The sequence below is a fragment of the Micromonospora sp. U21 genome, from assembly GCF_018070045.1.
Lineage (GTDB): Bacteria > Actinomycetota > Actinomycetes > Mycobacteriales > Micromonosporaceae > Micromonospora.
In genome coordinates, this window is sequence record NZ_JAGPYK010000015.1 from 45,546 (window position 1) to 61,643 (window position 16,098).

At 74.0% G+C, this 16,098-nt stretch carries 11 protein-coding genes and 1 pseudogene; 9 read left to right on the plus strand and 3 right to left on the minus strand.

Translation table 11 applies throughout. The features are described 5' to 3' along the window. Positions 1-51: 51 nt before the first annotated feature. Together grpE and dnaK are read right to left on the minus strand one after the other, a co-directional pair. The gene (gene grpE / locus KBX63_RS20115; protein WP_210912919.1) at positions 52-816 is read right to left on the minus strand and encodes a nucleotide exchange factor GrpE; all 765 of its coding nucleotides are present in this window, start codon (positions 814-816) and stop codon (positions 52-54) included. A 48-nt stretch (positions 817-864) separates the two neighbouring features. Beyond that, the gene (dnaK, locus tag KBX63_RS20120) at positions 865-2,739 is read right to left on the minus strand and encodes a molecular chaperone DnaK (protein WP_210912920.1); all 1,875 of its coding nucleotides are present in this window, start codon (positions 2,737-2,739) and stop codon (positions 865-867) included. Between the two features lie 220 nt (positions 2,740-2,959). Between dnaK and KBX63_RS20125 the strand changes: the two genes are divergently transcribed. The 3 genes from KBX63_RS20125 to KBX63_RS20135 are packed head-to-tail and all read left to right on the plus strand — an operon-like array spanning position 2,960 to position 7,768. Continuing rightward, positions 2,960-4,804: a GTPase domain-containing protein gene (locus KBX63_RS20125; RefSeq protein WP_210912921.1), complete on the plus strand. Its 1,845-nt coding sequence runs from the start codon at positions 2,960-2,962 to the stop codon at positions 4,802-4,804. Next, positions 4,801-6,486 (plus strand): GTPase, encoded by a 1,686-nt coding sequence (locus KBX63_RS20130; protein WP_210912923.1) that lies wholly within the window; start codon positions 4,801-4,803, stop codon positions 6,484-6,486. Before KBX63_RS20125 ends, KBX63_RS20130 begins: the two co-directional genes overlap by 4 nt. 58 nt (positions 6,487-6,544) lie before the next feature. Next, positions 6,545-7,768 carry a hypothetical protein gene (locus tag KBX63_RS20135; protein WP_210912925.1) on the plus strand — a complete coding sequence of 408 codons (1,224 nt, stop codon included), beginning with the start codon at positions 6,545-6,547 and terminating at the stop codon, positions 7,766-7,768. 79 nt (positions 7,769-7,847) lie between these two features. Here KBX63_RS20135 and KBX63_RS20140 read toward each other — a convergent pair whose 3' ends face one another. Next, positions 7,848-8,471: a phosphatase PAP2 family protein gene (locus KBX63_RS20140; protein WP_210912926.1), complete on the minus strand. Its 624-nt coding sequence runs from the start codon at positions 8,469-8,471 to the stop codon at positions 7,848-7,850. A gap of 126 nt (positions 8,472-8,597) precedes the next feature. Here KBX63_RS20140 and KBX63_RS20145 point away from each other — a divergent pair, with 126 nt between their 5' ends. The 6 genes and pseudogenes from KBX63_RS20145 to KBX63_RS20170 form a co-directional block, all read left to right on the plus strand. Then, positions 8,598-9,239: a hypothetical protein gene (locus KBX63_RS20145; RefSeq protein ID WP_210913104.1), complete on the plus strand. Its 642-nt coding sequence runs from the start codon at positions 8,598-8,600 to the stop codon at positions 9,237-9,239. A 644-nt stretch (positions 9,240-9,883) separates the two neighbouring features. Further along, entirely contained in the window at positions 9,884-11,059 is a 1,176-nt protein-coding gene (gene pdhA / locus KBX63_RS20150) for a pyruvate dehydrogenase (acetyl-transferring) E1 component subunit alpha (protein WP_210912927.1), read from the plus strand. After that, positions 11,059-12,048, plus strand: a complete 990-nt coding sequence (locus KBX63_RS20155; RefSeq protein ID WP_210912928.1) for an alpha-ketoacid dehydrogenase subunit beta — start codon at positions 11,059-11,061, stop codon at positions 12,046-12,048. The genes pdhA and KBX63_RS20155 overlap by 1 nt, the downstream gene beginning before the upstream one ends. A 5-nt stretch (positions 12,049-12,053) precedes the next feature. Next, positions 12,054-13,529, plus strand: a complete 1,476-nt coding sequence (locus tag KBX63_RS20160) for a dihydrolipoamide acetyltransferase family protein (protein WP_210913089.1) — start codon at positions 12,054-12,056, stop codon at positions 13,527-13,529. A 218-nt stretch (positions 13,530-13,747) separates the two neighbouring features. Then, positions 13,748-13,885, plus strand: coding sequence for a hypothetical protein (locus KBX63_RS20165; protein ID WP_210912929.1), 138 nt, complete (start codon positions 13,748-13,750; stop codon positions 13,883-13,885). Positions 13,886-14,228: 343 nt separating this feature from the next. Then, a pseudogene (locus KBX63_RS20170) lies at positions 14,229-16,098 on the plus strand (hypothetical protein); the annotation flags it as partial.

A 16,098-nucleotide genomic window follows, 5' to 3' on the forward strand; every position in this document is an offset into this window, starting at 1 on the left:
GTCCCGCCCACCGCATCGCGGCGGGCGGGACGGACCGGTCACCGTTTCGCACTATTCCGGATCCGCGACCGCTACCAGCGCGGGGCGCAGCAGCCGTTCACCGAGCTGGTAGCCGCGCCGCATGACCTGCACGCAGGTCGGCTCGCTGACCTCGGCGGAGGTCTGGTGCGCGACCGCCTCGTGCCGGGTCGGGTCGAACGGGTCGCCCTGCTCGCCGAACGCGGTCAGGCCGAACTTGCCCAGCGCGGTGGTGAGCTGTTCCGCCACCGTCCCGAACGGCCCCACCAGGTCGCCGTGTTCCCGCGCCCGGTCCAGGTCGTCCAGGATCGGCAGCAGCGCGGCCAGCACCGAGCCGGTCGCCTGCTCCTGCACCAGGCTGCGGTCCCGGTCCACCCGCTTGCGGTAGTTGGCGTACTCCGCCGACACCCGCTGCAGGTCCCGCGTCCGCTCGTCCAGCTCGGCCCGGAGCGCCTCCAGCTCGGCACCGAGCGGCGAGCCGACTCCGGTGCTGCCGCCGTCCGCCGGCTGCGCCGGAGCGTCCACCACCGGTGGACTGGACGGCGCCGCCCCGTCGACCGACGTCGCCTCGACCTCGATCTCGTCGACCACGATCTCGGCGTCCTCGACCAGCCCCTCGGCCGGTACGTCGCTCCCCGCGTCGGCGGCGGCGCCCTCCGGCTCGGTCGTGTCGCTGAGCTTGCGGTTGTTGCGGATGACGACCCGCTCCCCGTCGCCGGTGGCCGGCTCGGTGGGCGCGGAGCCACCCGGCGCCGACCCGGTGTCGCCCGGGTCGGCGGCTCGTGGCTTCTGCGTCATGCGGCTACCTCATCCCCTTCGCAGTGGATACGTGTCGAAGACCGACGGTCACTTCTTGCCGTCCTCGTCCACGATCTCCGCGTCGACCACGTCGTCGGCGCCACCGGCACCGGCACCGCCGGCCTGCGGGCCGGTCGCCCCGGTCGCACCCGGGCCGGCCTCGCCGCCCGGCTGCTGGCCCTGCTCGGCCTGCTGCGAGTAGAGCAGCGAACCGGCCTGCTGGGACACCTGCGCCAGCCGCTCGTGCGCCGACTTGATCTTTTCGATGTCCTGACCGCCGAGGGCGCCACGCAGCTCGCCCAGCGCCTCGTTGAGCTGCTCCCGGTTCTCGCTGGGCAGCTTGTCGCCGCTCTCGGCGAGGAACTTCTCGGTCTGCCACTGGAGCGCCTCGGCCACGTTGCGGGTCTCGGCGTCGTCGCGGCGGCGCTTGTCCTCCTCCGCGTGCTCCTCGGCGTCCCGGCGCATCCGCTCGATGTCGTCCTTCGGCAGCGAGGAGCCACCGGTGATCGTCATCTTCTGTTCCTTGCCGGTGCCCAGGTCCTTGGCGTGCACGTTGACGATGCCGTTGGCGTCGATGTCGAACGCGACCTCGATCTGCGGCACGCCACGCGGCGCCGGCGGGAGGCCGGTCAGCTCGAACGTGCCGAGCTTCTTGTTGTAGGCCGCGATCTCCCGCTCGCCCTGGAACACCTGGATCAGTACCGACGGCTGGTTGTCGTCCGCCGTGGTGAAGACCTCGGAGCGCTTGGTCGGGATGGTGGTGTTGCGCTCGATCAGCTTGGTGAAGATGCCGCCCTTGGTCTCGATGCCCAGGCTCAGCGGGGTCACGTCGAGCAGCAGAACGTCCTTGACCTCGCCCTTGAGCACACCGGCCTGGAGAGCGGCGCCGACGGCGACGACCTCGTCCGGGTTGACGCCCTTGTTCGGGTCACGACCGGTGAGCTGCTTGACCAGGTCGGTCACGGCGGGCATCCGGGTGGAGCCGCCGACCAGGATCACGTGCTCGACGTCGGAGATCTTGATCCCGGCGTCCTTCACGGCCTGCTCGAACGGGCCCTTGCACCGGTCCAGCAGGTCCTGCGTCATCCGCTGGAACTCGGCGCGGCTGAGCGTCACGTCCAGGTGCAGCGGGCCGGCGGAGCCGGCGGTGATGTACGGCAGGTTGATGTTGGTGGTGGTGGCGGCGGACAGCTCGATCTTGGCCTTCTCGGCGGCCTCACGGAGGCGCTGGAGGGCCATCTTGTCCTGGCTCAGGTCGATGCCGTGCTCGCCACGGAACGTCTTGACCAGGTGGTCGATGATCCGCTGGTCCCAGTCGTCGCCGCCGAGGTGGTTGTCACCGCTGGTCGACTTGACCTCGATGACGCCCTCGGCCAGCTCCAGCAGCGACACGTCGAAGGTGCCGCCGCCGAGGTCGAAGACCAGGACGGTCTGCTCCTTGGAGCCCTTGTCCAGCCCGTACGCCAGGGCGGCCGCGGTCGGCTCGTTGACGATCCGCAGCACGTTGAAGCCGGCGATCTCACCGGCCTCCTTGGTGGCCTGGCGCTGGCTGTCGTTGAAGTAGGCCGGGACGGTGATCACCGCGTCGGTGATCTGCTCACCCAGGTACGCCTCGGCGTCCCGCTTGAGCTTCATCAGCGTCCGGGCCGAGATCTCCTGCGGGGTGTACTTCTTGCCGTCGATGTCGACGGACCAGTTCGTGCCGACCTCGCGCTTGACCGAGCGGATCGTCCGGTCCGGGTTGGTCACCGCCTGGCGCTTGGCGACCTCACCGACGAGCACCTCGCCGTTGCGGGCGAACGCGACGATCGACGGCGTCGTCCGCGAGCCCTCAGCGTTGGCGATGACGGTGGGCTCACCGCCCTCGAGAACGCTGACGCAGGAGTTCGTCGTGCCGAGGTCGATACCGACCGCACGTGCCATCTTCGCTTCCTCGCTTCGTAAGGTTGTGCAGGTGACGGGCACCGCCCGCGGACTGCCTGGCGGGCACCGCCCGCAGCGGGCCCACCACAAGTTGAGTGAACTTGACTCAATAGTGCCACGCCCCGGCGAATCGTCAAGTTGGGTTGAGCCGACCCGACGCAACCCAGCCGTTATTACCGTCCGGTTGTCTTCCCTTGCATCGGTCGGGCACGCTTTAGCGGTGACGACGCACGGCGATTCCGCCACCCGTTCCGGCGCGCCCGCCGTCGCAGCCCGCACCGGCCCGCCGGACGCCGCGGAGGAGCCGCCCGCCACCACCGGGGACGACAGCCTCCCCGGCGCGCTGACGGGTCTCCGGGCCGCGATCGGCGCGACCCGGTTCCCGCTCGCTCTGCCCTCCGCCGGGCCGGCCCGGCACACCGCCACCGCCCTCACCGACCAGCTCGACGACTACCTGCTGCCCCGGCTCGCCCGGCTCGACGCGCCGCTGCTCGTGGTGGTCGGCGGTTCCACCGGCGCGGGCAAGTCGACCCTGGTCAACAGCCTGGTCAAGGCCCGGGTCAGCGCCGCCGGCGTGCTCCGGCCGACCACCCGCTCACCGGTGCTGGTCTGCAACCCGGCCGACGCGGCCTGGTTCCGGCAGGGTGAGCTGCTGCCCGGGCTCACCCGCACCACCGAGCCGAGCGAGGACCCGCGCGCCCTGCACCTGGTCACCGCTCCGGCCCTGCCCGCCGGGCTGGCCTTCCTCGACGCACCGGACATCGACTCGGTGGTCGACGCCAACCGGGCACTCGCCGGGCAGTTGCTCGCCGCCGCCGATCTATGGCTCTTCGTCACCACCGCCGCCCGGTACGCCGACGCGGTGCCGTGGGAGCTGCTGCGCAGCGCCCGGGCCCGGGGTGCGGTGATCGCCATGGTGCTGGACCGGGTGCCCGCGGAGGCCAGCGACGAGATCTCCGCGCACCTGGCCGAGATGCTCACCGCACAGGGCCTCGGCCGGGCGCCGCTGTTCGTGCTGCCGGAGACCTGGGTCGACGGTCAGGGGCTGCTGCCCGAGGGTGTCACCGCGCCCCTGGCCGACTGGTTCGCGCGGCTGGCCGCCGACGCCGACGCCCGGGCGGCCGTGGTCCGGCAGACCCTGGACGGGGCGCTGGCCGCACTGCACCCGGCCGTCGAGGAGCTGGCCGACGCCGCCGACGAGCAGATCGGCGCCGCCGACGCTCTGGACGAACGGGTCCGGACCGCCTACCGGGGGGCCGAGCGGACCGTCGAGGAGGGCCTGCGGGACGGCCGCCTGCTCCGCGGCGAGGTGCTCGCCCGCTGGCAGGAGTTCGTCGGCACCGGAGAGCTGTTCCGCACCCTGGAGGCGCGGATCGGGCGGCTGCGGGATCGGGTGGTGGCCGCCGTCACCGGTCGGCCGGCACCCGCCGCCGAGCTGCGCAACGCCATCGAGTCGCAGCTGGTCACGCTGCTGCGCGGGGTCGCGTCCGAGGCCGCCGAGGCCACGTACACCGCGTGGAAGGCGCACCCGGCGGGGGCCGGGCTGCTCGAGCCGGGGTTCGCCCACCCCAGCGACGACCTGCCCGAGCGCGCCGAGCGGATGGTCCGCGACTGGCAGCGCGGGGTGCTCGAGCTGGTCCGGGTCGAGGGCGGCGACAAGAGGTTCGTGGCCCGTACGGCCGCGTACGCGGTGAACGCCACGGGGCTCGCCGTGATGATCGCCGTGTTCGCCTCCACCGCCTTCATCCCGACCGGGTTGGAGGTGGCCACCGGGGCCGGCACCACCGTCGCAGCCCAGGCCGTACTCCAGGCGATCTTCGGCGACCAGGCGGTGCGTACCCTCGCCGCCAAGGCCCGTGCCGACCTGCTGGACCGGGTGCGGACGCTGCTCGACGCGGAGGCCGACCGCTTCCTGGCCCGCACCGTCGACGCCCGCCCCGCCGCGGACGCCGGCGACGGGTTGCGTCGGGCCGCCGGCCGGGTCGAGCTGGCCCGGCACCGCAGCGGCCTGGCGACCGGCGGCGACGACACGCTGCCGGCCGCCGACGAGGAGGGCTCCCGGTGACCAACATCGCCGGCCGGGTACGCGAGGCGTTCCGGGGTGACCAGCGGATCGACCCCGACGCGCTGATCGCCCGCCTGGACGCGGTACGCCGGTTCCTGACCGCGGTGGACGGCCTGCTGCCGGACTCCGAACTGGTGCCCGCGCACACCCTGGTCGAGCGGGCCGGCACCCGGCTCGCCCTGTCCCGCGACCACACCGTGGTCGCCCTGGCCGGCGCCACCGGCAGCGGCAAGTCCAGCTTGTTCAACGCGCTGGCCCGGCTGGAGCTCTCGCCGGTCGGGGTCCGCCGCCCGACGACCGGCGTCACGCACGCCTGCGTGTGGGGGGCGTTGGAGGGCGCCAACCGGCTGCTCGACTGGATCGGCGTGCTGCCCCGGCACCGCTTCGTCCGGGAGAGCGCGCTGGACGCGGACGACGAGACGGCGCTGCACGGGCTGATCCTGCTCGACCTGCCCGACTTCGACTCGGTGCAGCGGTCCCACCGACTGGAGGTGGACCGGCTGCTCGGCCTGGTCGACCAGGTGGTCTGGGTGGTCGACCCGCAGAAGTACGCCGACCGGGTCATCCACGACAGCTACCTACGCGAGTTCCACCGCCACCGGGACGTCACCCTGGTCGTGCTCAACCAGGCCGACCGGCTGCCCCCGGCCGAGCTGCCCCGGGTCCTGGACGACCTGCGCAGGCTGCTCGACGCGGACGGGCTGACCGGCGTGCCGCTGCTGGCCACCACCGCCATCGACCCGGCCGGGATGGTCGGGCTGCGCACCGCGCTGGAAGGGACGGTCGCCGAGCGGCAGGCGGCGCTGCGCCGGCTCGCCGGCGACGTCGACACGGTGGTCGCCGCGCTGGACGAGCTGGTCGGCTCCGCCCGACCGGTGGGCGGACCGGACGACACCGCCGTCGGCGGGTTGAACCGGGCGCTGGCCGGCGCGGCCGGAGTGCCGGCGGTGACCGAGGCGGTGGAGCAGGCGTACCGGCACCGGGCCGGCGCGGCCACCGGCTGGCCGGTGGTCAAGGGCTGGCGGCGGCTGCGGCCCGACCCGCTGCGCCGCCTGCACCTGCCCGGCCCGACCGGTGATCGGGCCGACCCGGCGGAGAGCCTGGTTGCGGCGACCTCGGTACCGGACCCGACGGCCGCCCAGCGCTCGGCGCTCGGCCTGGCGATCCGGGCGGTGGCCGACCGGGCCGCCGCCGACCTGCCCGCGGCCTGGCCGACGGCGGTCACGTCCGCCGCCCGGTCCCGCCTCGGCGACCTGCCGGACGCGCTGGACCGCACCATCGCCGGCACCGACCTCGGCCTGGGCCGTCGACCCCTCTGGTGGCGGTTGGTCGGCGGTGTCCAGTGGTTGGTCACCCTGGCCGCCGTGGTCGGGTTGGGCTGGTTGGTGCTCGGCTACGCGCTGCGGGCGCTCGGCCTGCCCGCACTGGACAACCCGATGGTCGGGCAGGTGCCACTGCCCACCCTGCTGCTGCTCGGTGGGCTGCTGGCCGGACTGCTGGTGGCGGCGCTGACGCGACCGGTGGTGCGCTGGGCGGCCCGGCGTGCCCGGGGCCGCGCCGAGCAGCGGCTGACGGCCGAGGTCGCCCGCGTGGGCGAGGAGTACGTGCTCGCCCCGGTGCGGATCGTGCTCGCCTCGTACGCGCAGGCGCGCGACGCGCTGCGGGATGCCGCCCGCCGCTGACGCCCCGCACGACTCGCTACTCCTCTGCGCACCCCGCCGAGCGGCGTAGGGTCGGGGCATGGCCACGCCTCAGACCCCTTACGACGCGGTGCTGCACGCCGCACGCGACGTGACCAAGCTGGAGTCGGCGCTGGACGCCGAGATGCTCGGCAGCGCCCTCCTGGGCAGCGTCTACGCGATCGCGGAGACCGACCGCGACACCGCCGTACAGGAGTTCGTCACCGGGTTCCTCGCCGCCACCGCCCGCCGCCGGATCGCGGCGGCGACCACCATCCGGCAGGTCTTCGCCGCGCTCGTTCCCAACGCCGAGGGCACCGAACGGGTGCGTCCGGGCAGCCAGGCGCCGGCCTGGACCGGCCAGCTCGGCCGGGTGCACCTCACCGGCAGCTGGGCGTACGGCGACGTGTACGGCGACCAGACCTCCTACCTCGCCACGTTCGCCTACGATGACGCGGCCGGCGGCCCCGAGCACGCGCTGGTGGCCCTGGTCGACCACAACATCGGGATCACCAAGGACATCTTCGTCGGTGGGCCGGCCGAACGGATCCTGGACCAGGTCCGGCAGATGTGCGCGGACGACGAGCTGACGTGGTTCCGCAGCGAGGACCCTGCCCAGCTGCGTGGTGAGGTGGCCCGCCACCTCGCCGTCACCGACGACCTGGGCGAGCTGCCCGGCGAAGGTTCGCTCGCCACCGACCGGGCGCTGGTCGGTGCCCGGCTGGCGTTGCTGCCCACCGCCGCCGACCCGACCAGCCCGGCTGAGGTCGAGCCGCTTTCCGCCGCCGAGCGCACCGAGCTGGTCCGGCGGTTCCTGGCCGCGCCGGAGGCCGCCCGTTTCGGGCTGGACGCCGTCGACGGCCCGGAGCTGGCCTCGCTGCACTTCTGTCTGAGCCTGCTGCTGGACCATTCGGCGACCTTCCCGGACGCCGACCCGATGCGGTGGAGTCCCGCCGTGTCCGGGCTCTTCCTGCTCGACTGGGTGCACCGCCGGGCCGTGCTGGACATGGACGACGCGGCGATGCTGCCCCGCGTGCTGCGCGCCTGGGCCCGGTACGCGTCGCGCCAGCGTGGGCTGCCCGAGACGGCCGCGACGCGCACCGACGAGGCGATCGAGGAGATGGTGCCGGAGTTCGCCCGCCTCTACTCGACCGGTGAGCGGCGCAGCCCGGCCACCGCGGCGGTGGCGCAGCTGATGGCCGACGGGGTCGACCCGGATGACCCGGCCGCACTGGACGCCTGGATCGAGGCGAACCGGCACCGTCTCGCCGACGACGGCGCCTGACGGCATCCCGGGCGGGCGGCACCTCGCCGCCCGCCCGGGCCGGCCGACGAAGCGGGCCCGGTCGGCACAGCGGGACCGGTCAGCGCAGCAGACCGAAGACCACCCCGGCGATCAGTGCGCCGAGCACGCCGCCGGCCAGCACCTGCGGGACGGTGTGGTCCCGTAGCCGCACCCGGGACCAGCCGACCACGCCCAGCAGCGGCGCGGTGACGAGCAGGTGGGTCCCGAAGGTCAGCACCAGAATGATCAGCGTGCCGGCAGCCACCGCCGAGTGGATCGACATCTTCCACCAGTGGCTCACCGACACCGCGACCACCAGCCCGACCAGCCCGGCCACCGCCAGTGCCAGCAACGGACGCGGTGCGCCGAGCACGGCGAGCAGGGCCAGCCCGGCGGCGACCGAGCCGAGGCCGACCAGCAACGGCACCCGGCGCTGCTCCCGACGGCCGATGTGGTGGTCCGTGAGCCGACCACGGCGTACCCCGCCGACGATGTAGGCGAACGGAATGCCGGTGACGAAGAGCGTGGCGAGCAGACCCCACACCAGACCGTGACCGGCACTGCGGGAGCTGTGCCAGCTCACGGCGACCATCAGCAGCGACACCAGCACGGCGGGCGCGGTCAGCTCGGTGACCAGCCGGGCGACCCGCAACCCCGGGCCCGGCCGGGCGGTGACCGGGCGGAGTTCCGCACCGCCGCCCACGCCACCCCCTCCGGTACGCCCCTATCGCCGACCGCCGCCGGCACCGGGTCGGTCGCGCCTGATCGTCACCGTACCGCCGGGGACACCGTACGGGACGTCGGTCCGGCCAGCGGCCATGGACCGGCCGTGGGGGTCGGCCGACCGACCGGTGACGTCGCGACGGTCGGGCTGGGCCGGCTGGGCGGGGAACCGGGGGTGGGCGGCGCCGTGGGCGTGGCGGCCGGGAGGGACACCGTGCTGGTCGGCACGGCGGTCGCGCTCGGGGGGTCGGTCGCGGTCGGCGGGTCCGTCACCGTGGGCGTCGTCGGCGCGGTCGCCGTCGGGCTCGGCGTCGGAGTCGGCGTCGGAGTCGGGTCGGGAGCCGGCGGGCCGGTCGGCGAGGGCGCCGGCGGCGGGCTGTGCGGGGGTGAGGCCGGCGGCGTGCTCCGGGTGGGTCTCGGCGACGGTGGCGGCGGCACCACCCGGGGGACCGTCCCCGGGTCGGCCCCGGTCGGGCCCGGATCCGTCCCGTCCTGGTCACGTCGGGGAGCCGCCGCCAGCCAGCCTGCGGTCGCGGTGGGGCTGACGCTGGGCGTGGCGGGTGACGGCAGGGCCGGCTGGCTGGTTGCCGGCAGCGGGATCACCACCGGCCCGACCGACGGGGTCGGGATGAACGGCGTGCTGCTGTCCGGCAGCGCCGTGCTGCCCGGGGTGGCCGAGCCCGCGCTGATGGCCGCGATGATGGGCATCGACGCGGTGCCGGCCAGCAGCGCGACGGTGAGCAGGTAACCCCGGGAGGGGCCGCCGGCGCCGGACGCGCGGTGCGCGCCGATCACCCGGCGGTAGCCGCCGGCCGACCGGTGTCGGCCGAGCGCGGGTGTGCCGGGACCGTCACCTGGCTCGTACACCGCACACCCCTTGTCATCAGCCGTCGGAGGACGCGGAAGGACGTCGCCGGTTGGAAAACCCCGGCAATTCACCCGATCGGCGCGATCCTGCGGTAAACAGCCTCGCCCAGTTACCCTGCGTCAGCCAACCTCCACTGCGTGTCGACACGCGGAGATGGCCCGAACGGTGACGAACCATCGCCGGTAGGCCCGGTGGGCACGGTCGGGCACGATGACGACAAAGAGCCTCAAACTGGGGGCGGTCGGAATGCGGGGCGGGCGTACTGTGGGCGCGCTCACCTGCTCTGCGAATATGGAGCACGACGGCAACGCAGCCGTGACCTCCGCGCACCCTCGCGGCAGGCGCGGTTGAGCGCCGGCGCTCCCGAACCGGGTTCGGCCAGAATCCGGCTCACGCCGCGCGGCAACCCCCACCGGGGCTAGGCGCGGCCGCCAGGAACCGGTCCGGCAGCAGCCGGACAGGCGCACGAGTTGCGCGGCCGGGTGACCCCCCGGTGCCGACGCAGACACGACAGGGAGAGACGGATGGCAAAGGGCGACCCCGGGGGCACCACCCGCGGCAGGCGGGCAGCACCCCGCTCCAGGAAGAGCGCGGCCGGCGACCCCGAGCTGGTGCAGCTGCTCACCCCCGAAGGCGAGCGGATCGAGAGCGTCACCGGGCCGGACGGCAACGAGTATCGCGTCGACTTCACCGACGAGGAGTACCGCGGGCTCTACCGCGACCTCGTGCTGGTCCGCAAGCTGGACGCCGAGGCGACCGCACTCCAGCGCCAGGGCGAGCTGGGCATCTGGGCCAGCCTGCTCGGCCAGGAGGCGGCGCAGGTCGGCTCCGGGCGGGCGCTGCGCACCCAGGACATGGCCTTCCCGACCTACCGGGAGCACGGCGTCCTCTACTGCCGCGGCATCGACCCGATCATGCCGCTCGGCCTGTTCCGCGGCGTCGACCAGGGCGGCTGGGACCCGAACGAGTTCAAGTTCAACATGTACACGATCGTGATCGGGGCGCAGACCCTGCACGCGACCGGCTACGCCATGGGCATCACCATGGACGGCAAGACCGGCACCGACGACGGCGAAGCGGTGATCGCCTACTTCGGCGACGGGGCCACCAGCCAGGGTGACGTCAACGAGGCGTTCGTCTGGGCCGGCGTGTTCAACGCGCCGATGGTCTTCTTCTGCCAGAACAACCAGTACGCCATCTCCGAGCCTCTGGAGCGGCAGACCCGGATCCCGCTCTACCAGCGGGCCGCCGGCTTCGGCTTCCCCGGCATCCGGGTGGACGGCAACGACGTGCTGGCCACGTACGCGGTCACCCGCACCGCGCTGGACAACGCCCGGCACGGGCAGGGCCCGAGCCTGATTGAGGCGTACACCTACCGGATGGGCGCGCACACCACCTCCGACGACCCGACCCGCTACCGGATCGCCAGCGAGGTCGAGGCGTGGCAGGCCAAGGACCCGATCGCCCGGGTCAGGGCATTCCTGGAGAAGCAGCAGATCGCCGACGCGGACTTCTTCGCCGAGGTCGACGAGCAGGCCCGCCGCGAGTCGGTGCACCTGCGCGAGCGGGTGCTCGCCATGCCCAACCCGGAGCCGGTGACGATGTTCGACCACGTCTACCCGAACGGGTCTCCGCTGCTCGACGAGCAGCGCGCACAGTTCAGCCGCTACATGGAGTCGTTCGAGGGGAGCGCCCACTGATGGCCACGGAGACGCTCACCCTCGGCAAGGCCCTCAACACCGGTCTGCGCCGCGCCCTCGAGAACGACCCCAAGGTCATCATCATGGGCGAGGACGTCGGCAAGCTCGGCGGCGTGTTCCGGATCACCGACGGGCTCCAGAAGGACTTCGGCGACCAGCGGGTGATCGACACCCCGCTGGCCGAGTCCGGCATCATCGGCACCGCGGTCGGCCTGGCCATCCGCGGCTTCCGGCCGGTCTGCGAGATCCAGTTCGACGGCTTCGTCTACCCCGCGTACGACCAGATCGTGTCGCAGGTGGCGAAGATGCACTACCGCTCGCGCGGCAAGCTCAGCATCCCGATGGTGATCCGGATCCCCTTCGGTGGCGGCATCGGCGCTGTCGAGCACCACTCGGAGTCGCCGGAGGCGTACTTCGCGCACACCGCCGGCCTGAAGGTGGTGTCCTGCGCCAACCCGCAGGACGCGTACGTGATGATCCAGCAGGCCATCGCCTCGGACGACCCGATCGTCTTCCTGGAGCCCAAGCGGCGCTACTGGGAGAAGGGGCAGGTCGACCTGGACGCGCCGCTGTCCGACGCGTACCCGCTGCACTCGGCCCGGGTGGTCCGGCCCGGCACCGACGTGACCGTGCTGGCGTACGGGCCGATGGTCCGGACGTGCCTGGAGGCGGCGACCGCCGCCGCCGAGGACGGCCGGGAGCTGGAGGTCATCGACCTGCGCTCGCTCTCCCCGCTGGACCTGGCCGCGGCCTACGAGTCGGTGAAGCGCACCGGCCGCGCGGTGGTGGTGCACGAGGCGCCGTCCAACATCGGCCTCGGCGCCGAGCTGGCCGCGCGGATCACCGAGGAGTGCTTCTACTCCCTGGAGTCGCCGGTGCTGCGCGTGACCGGCTTCGACACCCCCTACCCGGCCGCCCGGGTGGAGGAGGAGTACCTGCCCGACCTCGACCGGGTGCTCGACGCCGTCGACCGCACCTTCGGCTGGTGAGCGGCATGTCCCGGATCAAGGAGTTCAACCTGCCCGACCTGGGCGAGGGGTTGACCGAGGGCGAGATCCTGTCCTGGCTGGTCAAGGTCGGCGACACCATCGAGCTGAACCAGCCGATCGTCGAGGTGGAGACGGCGAAGGCGGCCGTGGAGATCCCGGCGAAGTGGGCCGGCCAGGTCCAGGCGATCTTCCACCCGGAGGGCACCACGGTCGAGGTCGGTACGCCGATCATCGCGATCGACACCGACCCGGGCGCCGGCCCGCTGGACGCGCCGTCGACCACGGCCACGCCCGGCGGCGACCTGCCCACCCCGTCGGCAGCCTCGCTGGCCGCCGTCGAGGTGGCGCCGGCCGAGGGCATGGTCGAGCCCGGTCTGATCGGCGGCCCCGCCCCGGGTGGGCGGACCGCGGTGCTGGTCGGCTACGGCCCGCGTACCACCGCCGCGAAGCGCCGCCCGCGCAAGGGAGGCGTCCCGGCGCAGGCCGCGACGACGCCCACGCCGATGCCGGCCGCGACGGCGCCGGCTCCGCAGCCGGTGGCCGCGCCGGCGTCTGCCCACGACGGGCAGGGTGCTGCGACGACCGGCGGGCCGGTGCTGGCCAAGCCGCCGGTGCGCAAGCTCGCCAAGGACCTCGGGGTCGACCTGAGGACGCTGACCGGTTCGGGTCCGCTGGGCTCGATCACCCGGGAGGACGTGCAGCAGGCGGCGACCGGGGCCGTGGTGGCGGCCGAGCCGATCAGGGCGACGTCGGTGGCGACGAGCGCCGCCAGCTTCGGCGCGGACCGCGAGCAGCGCATCCCGGTCAAGGGGGTACGCAAGCTCACCGCCGAGAACATGTCCCGCTCGGCATTCACCGCCCCGCACGTGACGGAGTTCCTGACCGTCGACGTGACCCGGGCGATGAAGGCGCTGGACCGGCTGCGTGGCCGGCGGGAGTGGCGCGACGTCCGGGTTTCTCCGCTGCTGCTGGTGGCGAAGGCCGTGCTCCTGGCGGTCAAGCGGCACCCGATGGTCAACTCGACCTGGGCCGGCGACGAGATCGTGGTCAAGGAGTACGTCAACCTCGGCATCGCGGCGGCCACCGAGCGCGGCCTCATCGTGCCGAACGTCAAGGACGCCGGCCGGCTCTCGCTACGCGAGCTGGCGGACGCGCTGAACGACCTGGTGCAGACGGCGAAGTCCGGCCGGACCTCGCCGGCGGACATGTCCGGCGGCACCCTGACCATCACCAACGTGGGGGTGTTCGGGGTGGACACCGGTACGCCGATCCTGCCGCCGGGTGAGTCGGCGATCCTGGCCTTCGGCGCGGTGCGGGAGATGCCCTGGGTGCACAAGGGCAAGGTCAAGGCTCGTCAGGTCACCACACTGGGGTTGAGCTTCGACCACCGGATCATCGACGGTGAGCTGGGCTCGAAGTTCCTGCGCGACATCGGCGACTTCCTCGCCGACCCGGAGGCGGCGCTGCTCGCCTGGACCTGACCGTCCGAACGCCAGCCACGGCCGGTGTGCCACGGGTTAACGCCCGGCACACCGGCCGTGTCCGTTGGGCGACGAAACCGTCGGCGCGCAGGCCCCCTGACCTTTGATTGTTAGGCAGGTGTCTCAGCTCACCTAATAATCGATGGAAGTTGGCCGGGTTCTGGGGTTGAATAGATGCATCAGGGGCCAACAACCGAATAGCCAGGGAGATCCACCAAATGAGCATGATCGAGCGAATCCGCAACCACCGCGACGCCACCCGACGCGCCCGTGCCATTGAGCACGCGCTGCGCTCGGCGAACTCGCCGGCCGTTCGCGAGGAACTCCTCATCATCGCCCAGCGTCACATGGGCTGACGCTCCACGACATTCCTCACCTCCTCCAGATCGATGGCCCGCCCGGCCCACCGGGCGGGCCATCGGCGTTTCCTCACCTCGCGGCACCGGGATTCCGCCGTGCCGCAGCGCCCGGTACGGTGGGCTTCGGTCGCCGCCCGCCGGCCCGGCACCGGCCGAGCCGATAGAAGCTGCTCGACACCGACCGGCAACGCGGAGTGACGACCGGTGCTCCTTGGACACCCCGTGCGGCCACCGGATACGGTGCGGGGAGCCGGCACGGCGGTACGCCGGCGACGCCGGCAGCCATGCCGAGGAGACCGATCGGCACCGGCGGCCGACATGTGATGGAGGAGGCGCACCGATGACGTCCGAGGGCCCGCACCGCCCCGGCCAGGAGCCGGACGAGGTGTCACCGGGCGCCGGCGGACCGGCGCCGTACGGCGACCGCCCGGCGCAGCCGGACAACGGCTACAACGCCGCCGGCCCCGACCTTGGCTGGGCACCCCCGCCGCCAGCGCGGCCGAACCCGGCGGCCCCGGCATGGGCCGCCCAGTCGGAGCAGCAGCCGAACCCCGCCTGGGGTGCCGCCGCCGCGCCGCAGCCCACTGAGCCCGCGCAGCCCGCCTGGGCCACCGGCGGTGGCACGAACGAGCCGCCGCAGCAGCCGGGCACCTGGACCGGTGGCGGTGGCGTACCCGACCACACTCAGCCCGCCCCGTGGGCCGCCCAGCAGCAGGGCTGGACGCCGGCCGAGCAGGGCGCACCCGGGTGGGCCCCCGGGGCCGCCGAGCAGCCCGACTGGGTGCAGGCCCAGTCGGCCGCGCGGGGTGCCGCGCAGGTGCCGCCCGCCACCGCCGCCTGGCCGGCACAGGACGACCCGGCCCGCTCTGGCGGCTGGAACGCCGACGCCCAGCAGGACGACCCCGCCCGCTCCGGCGGTTGGGTCGGGGCGGCGCAGGCCAACCCGCCCGCCGGTGACTGGCGCGGCGCCGAGTCGCAGCAGTCCGAGTCGGCGCAGGCCGCCGGCTGGCCCGGCAGTGGTTCCGGTCAGCAGGACGACCAGCCGGCGTGGACGCCGGCCGAGCAGTCCCCCCAGACCTGGGGTCAGGCCGCCGAGTCGACCGAGCAGCCGGCCCCCGGGTGGGGCCAGGCCGAGCCGGCCGCGGCCCGAGGCGCGGCCCAGGTGCCGGCCCCGAACTGGCCCGGCCAGGACGACCCGGCCCGCTCCGGCGGCTGGACCGGACAGCAGCAACCGGGGCAACCCGGCGGGTGGGGCGACGGCACCGACGTACAGCAGGACGAGGCCGCGCAGCCCGCCGCCTGGGGTGGCGCCGAGGGTCGTCCGCAGCAGCCGGACTGGGTGCTCTCTCCGCAGGACCAGCCGGCCCAGCGACCGGAGGCGGCGGAATGGACCCCGGAGGTGACCAGCACCCCGGCCCGGGCCAGCGCCAGCGTGCCCAGCAACGACGGGACGCCCGCCTGGGCCGCCGCCCCCGACAACGCCGCCCAGGGCAGCGCCGGCGTGCCGGAGGCCCAGCCGTGGGCGCCCGGCGAGGTGTGGGGCCGCGCCGAGGCCGAAGCCTCCCAGTCCCGCGGCGACTGGGAAGCGGGCCGGGGCGACGAGTCGCCGGTCTACCAGCCCGCTCCCGCGCCGGGCATCTCGCCCGCCAACGCGGTGCCCCTGCCTCCGCAGGAGCAGCGCGTGCCGGGGGCGAGCCTCGCTGCCGCCCCGCCGGCCAACTACGTGCCGCCGGCCCAGTACGCCCCCGAGCAGCCGGCGTACGCCGAGCGGGAGACCCCGGACGCCGCCGCGCAGTATGAGGCGGAGCCGGCCGGTTGGGGCCGGGCCGAAGAGTCTCCGGCGGCCGGTGTAGCGGTGCCCGCCCCGCGTACCTCTCCGGAGGCCGGAGCGGGCCGCGCGGTCGTGCCGTCGCCGGAGGCCGAGTCGGCGGCCGGCGCGGCGGGCCGGGCGTCAGCGAGCGCCTCGGTGCCGCTGGCCAGCCGGGTGATGCCTCCCACCGACCAGGCCGCACGACCGTCCGGCGCACCCGCGCCGCAGCCCCGGGTGTACGGCCGCCCGTCCCGACCCGAGCCGGAGAACGAGCCGGAGCAGGCCGCGCCGGAGGCGTTCCAGGCCGACCCGGGTCCCGAGCGCCAGAGCGCACCGGACTGGCAGAACGGCCCGGACCGCCAGGCCGCACCCGACTGGCAGAACGGCCCGGACCGCCAGG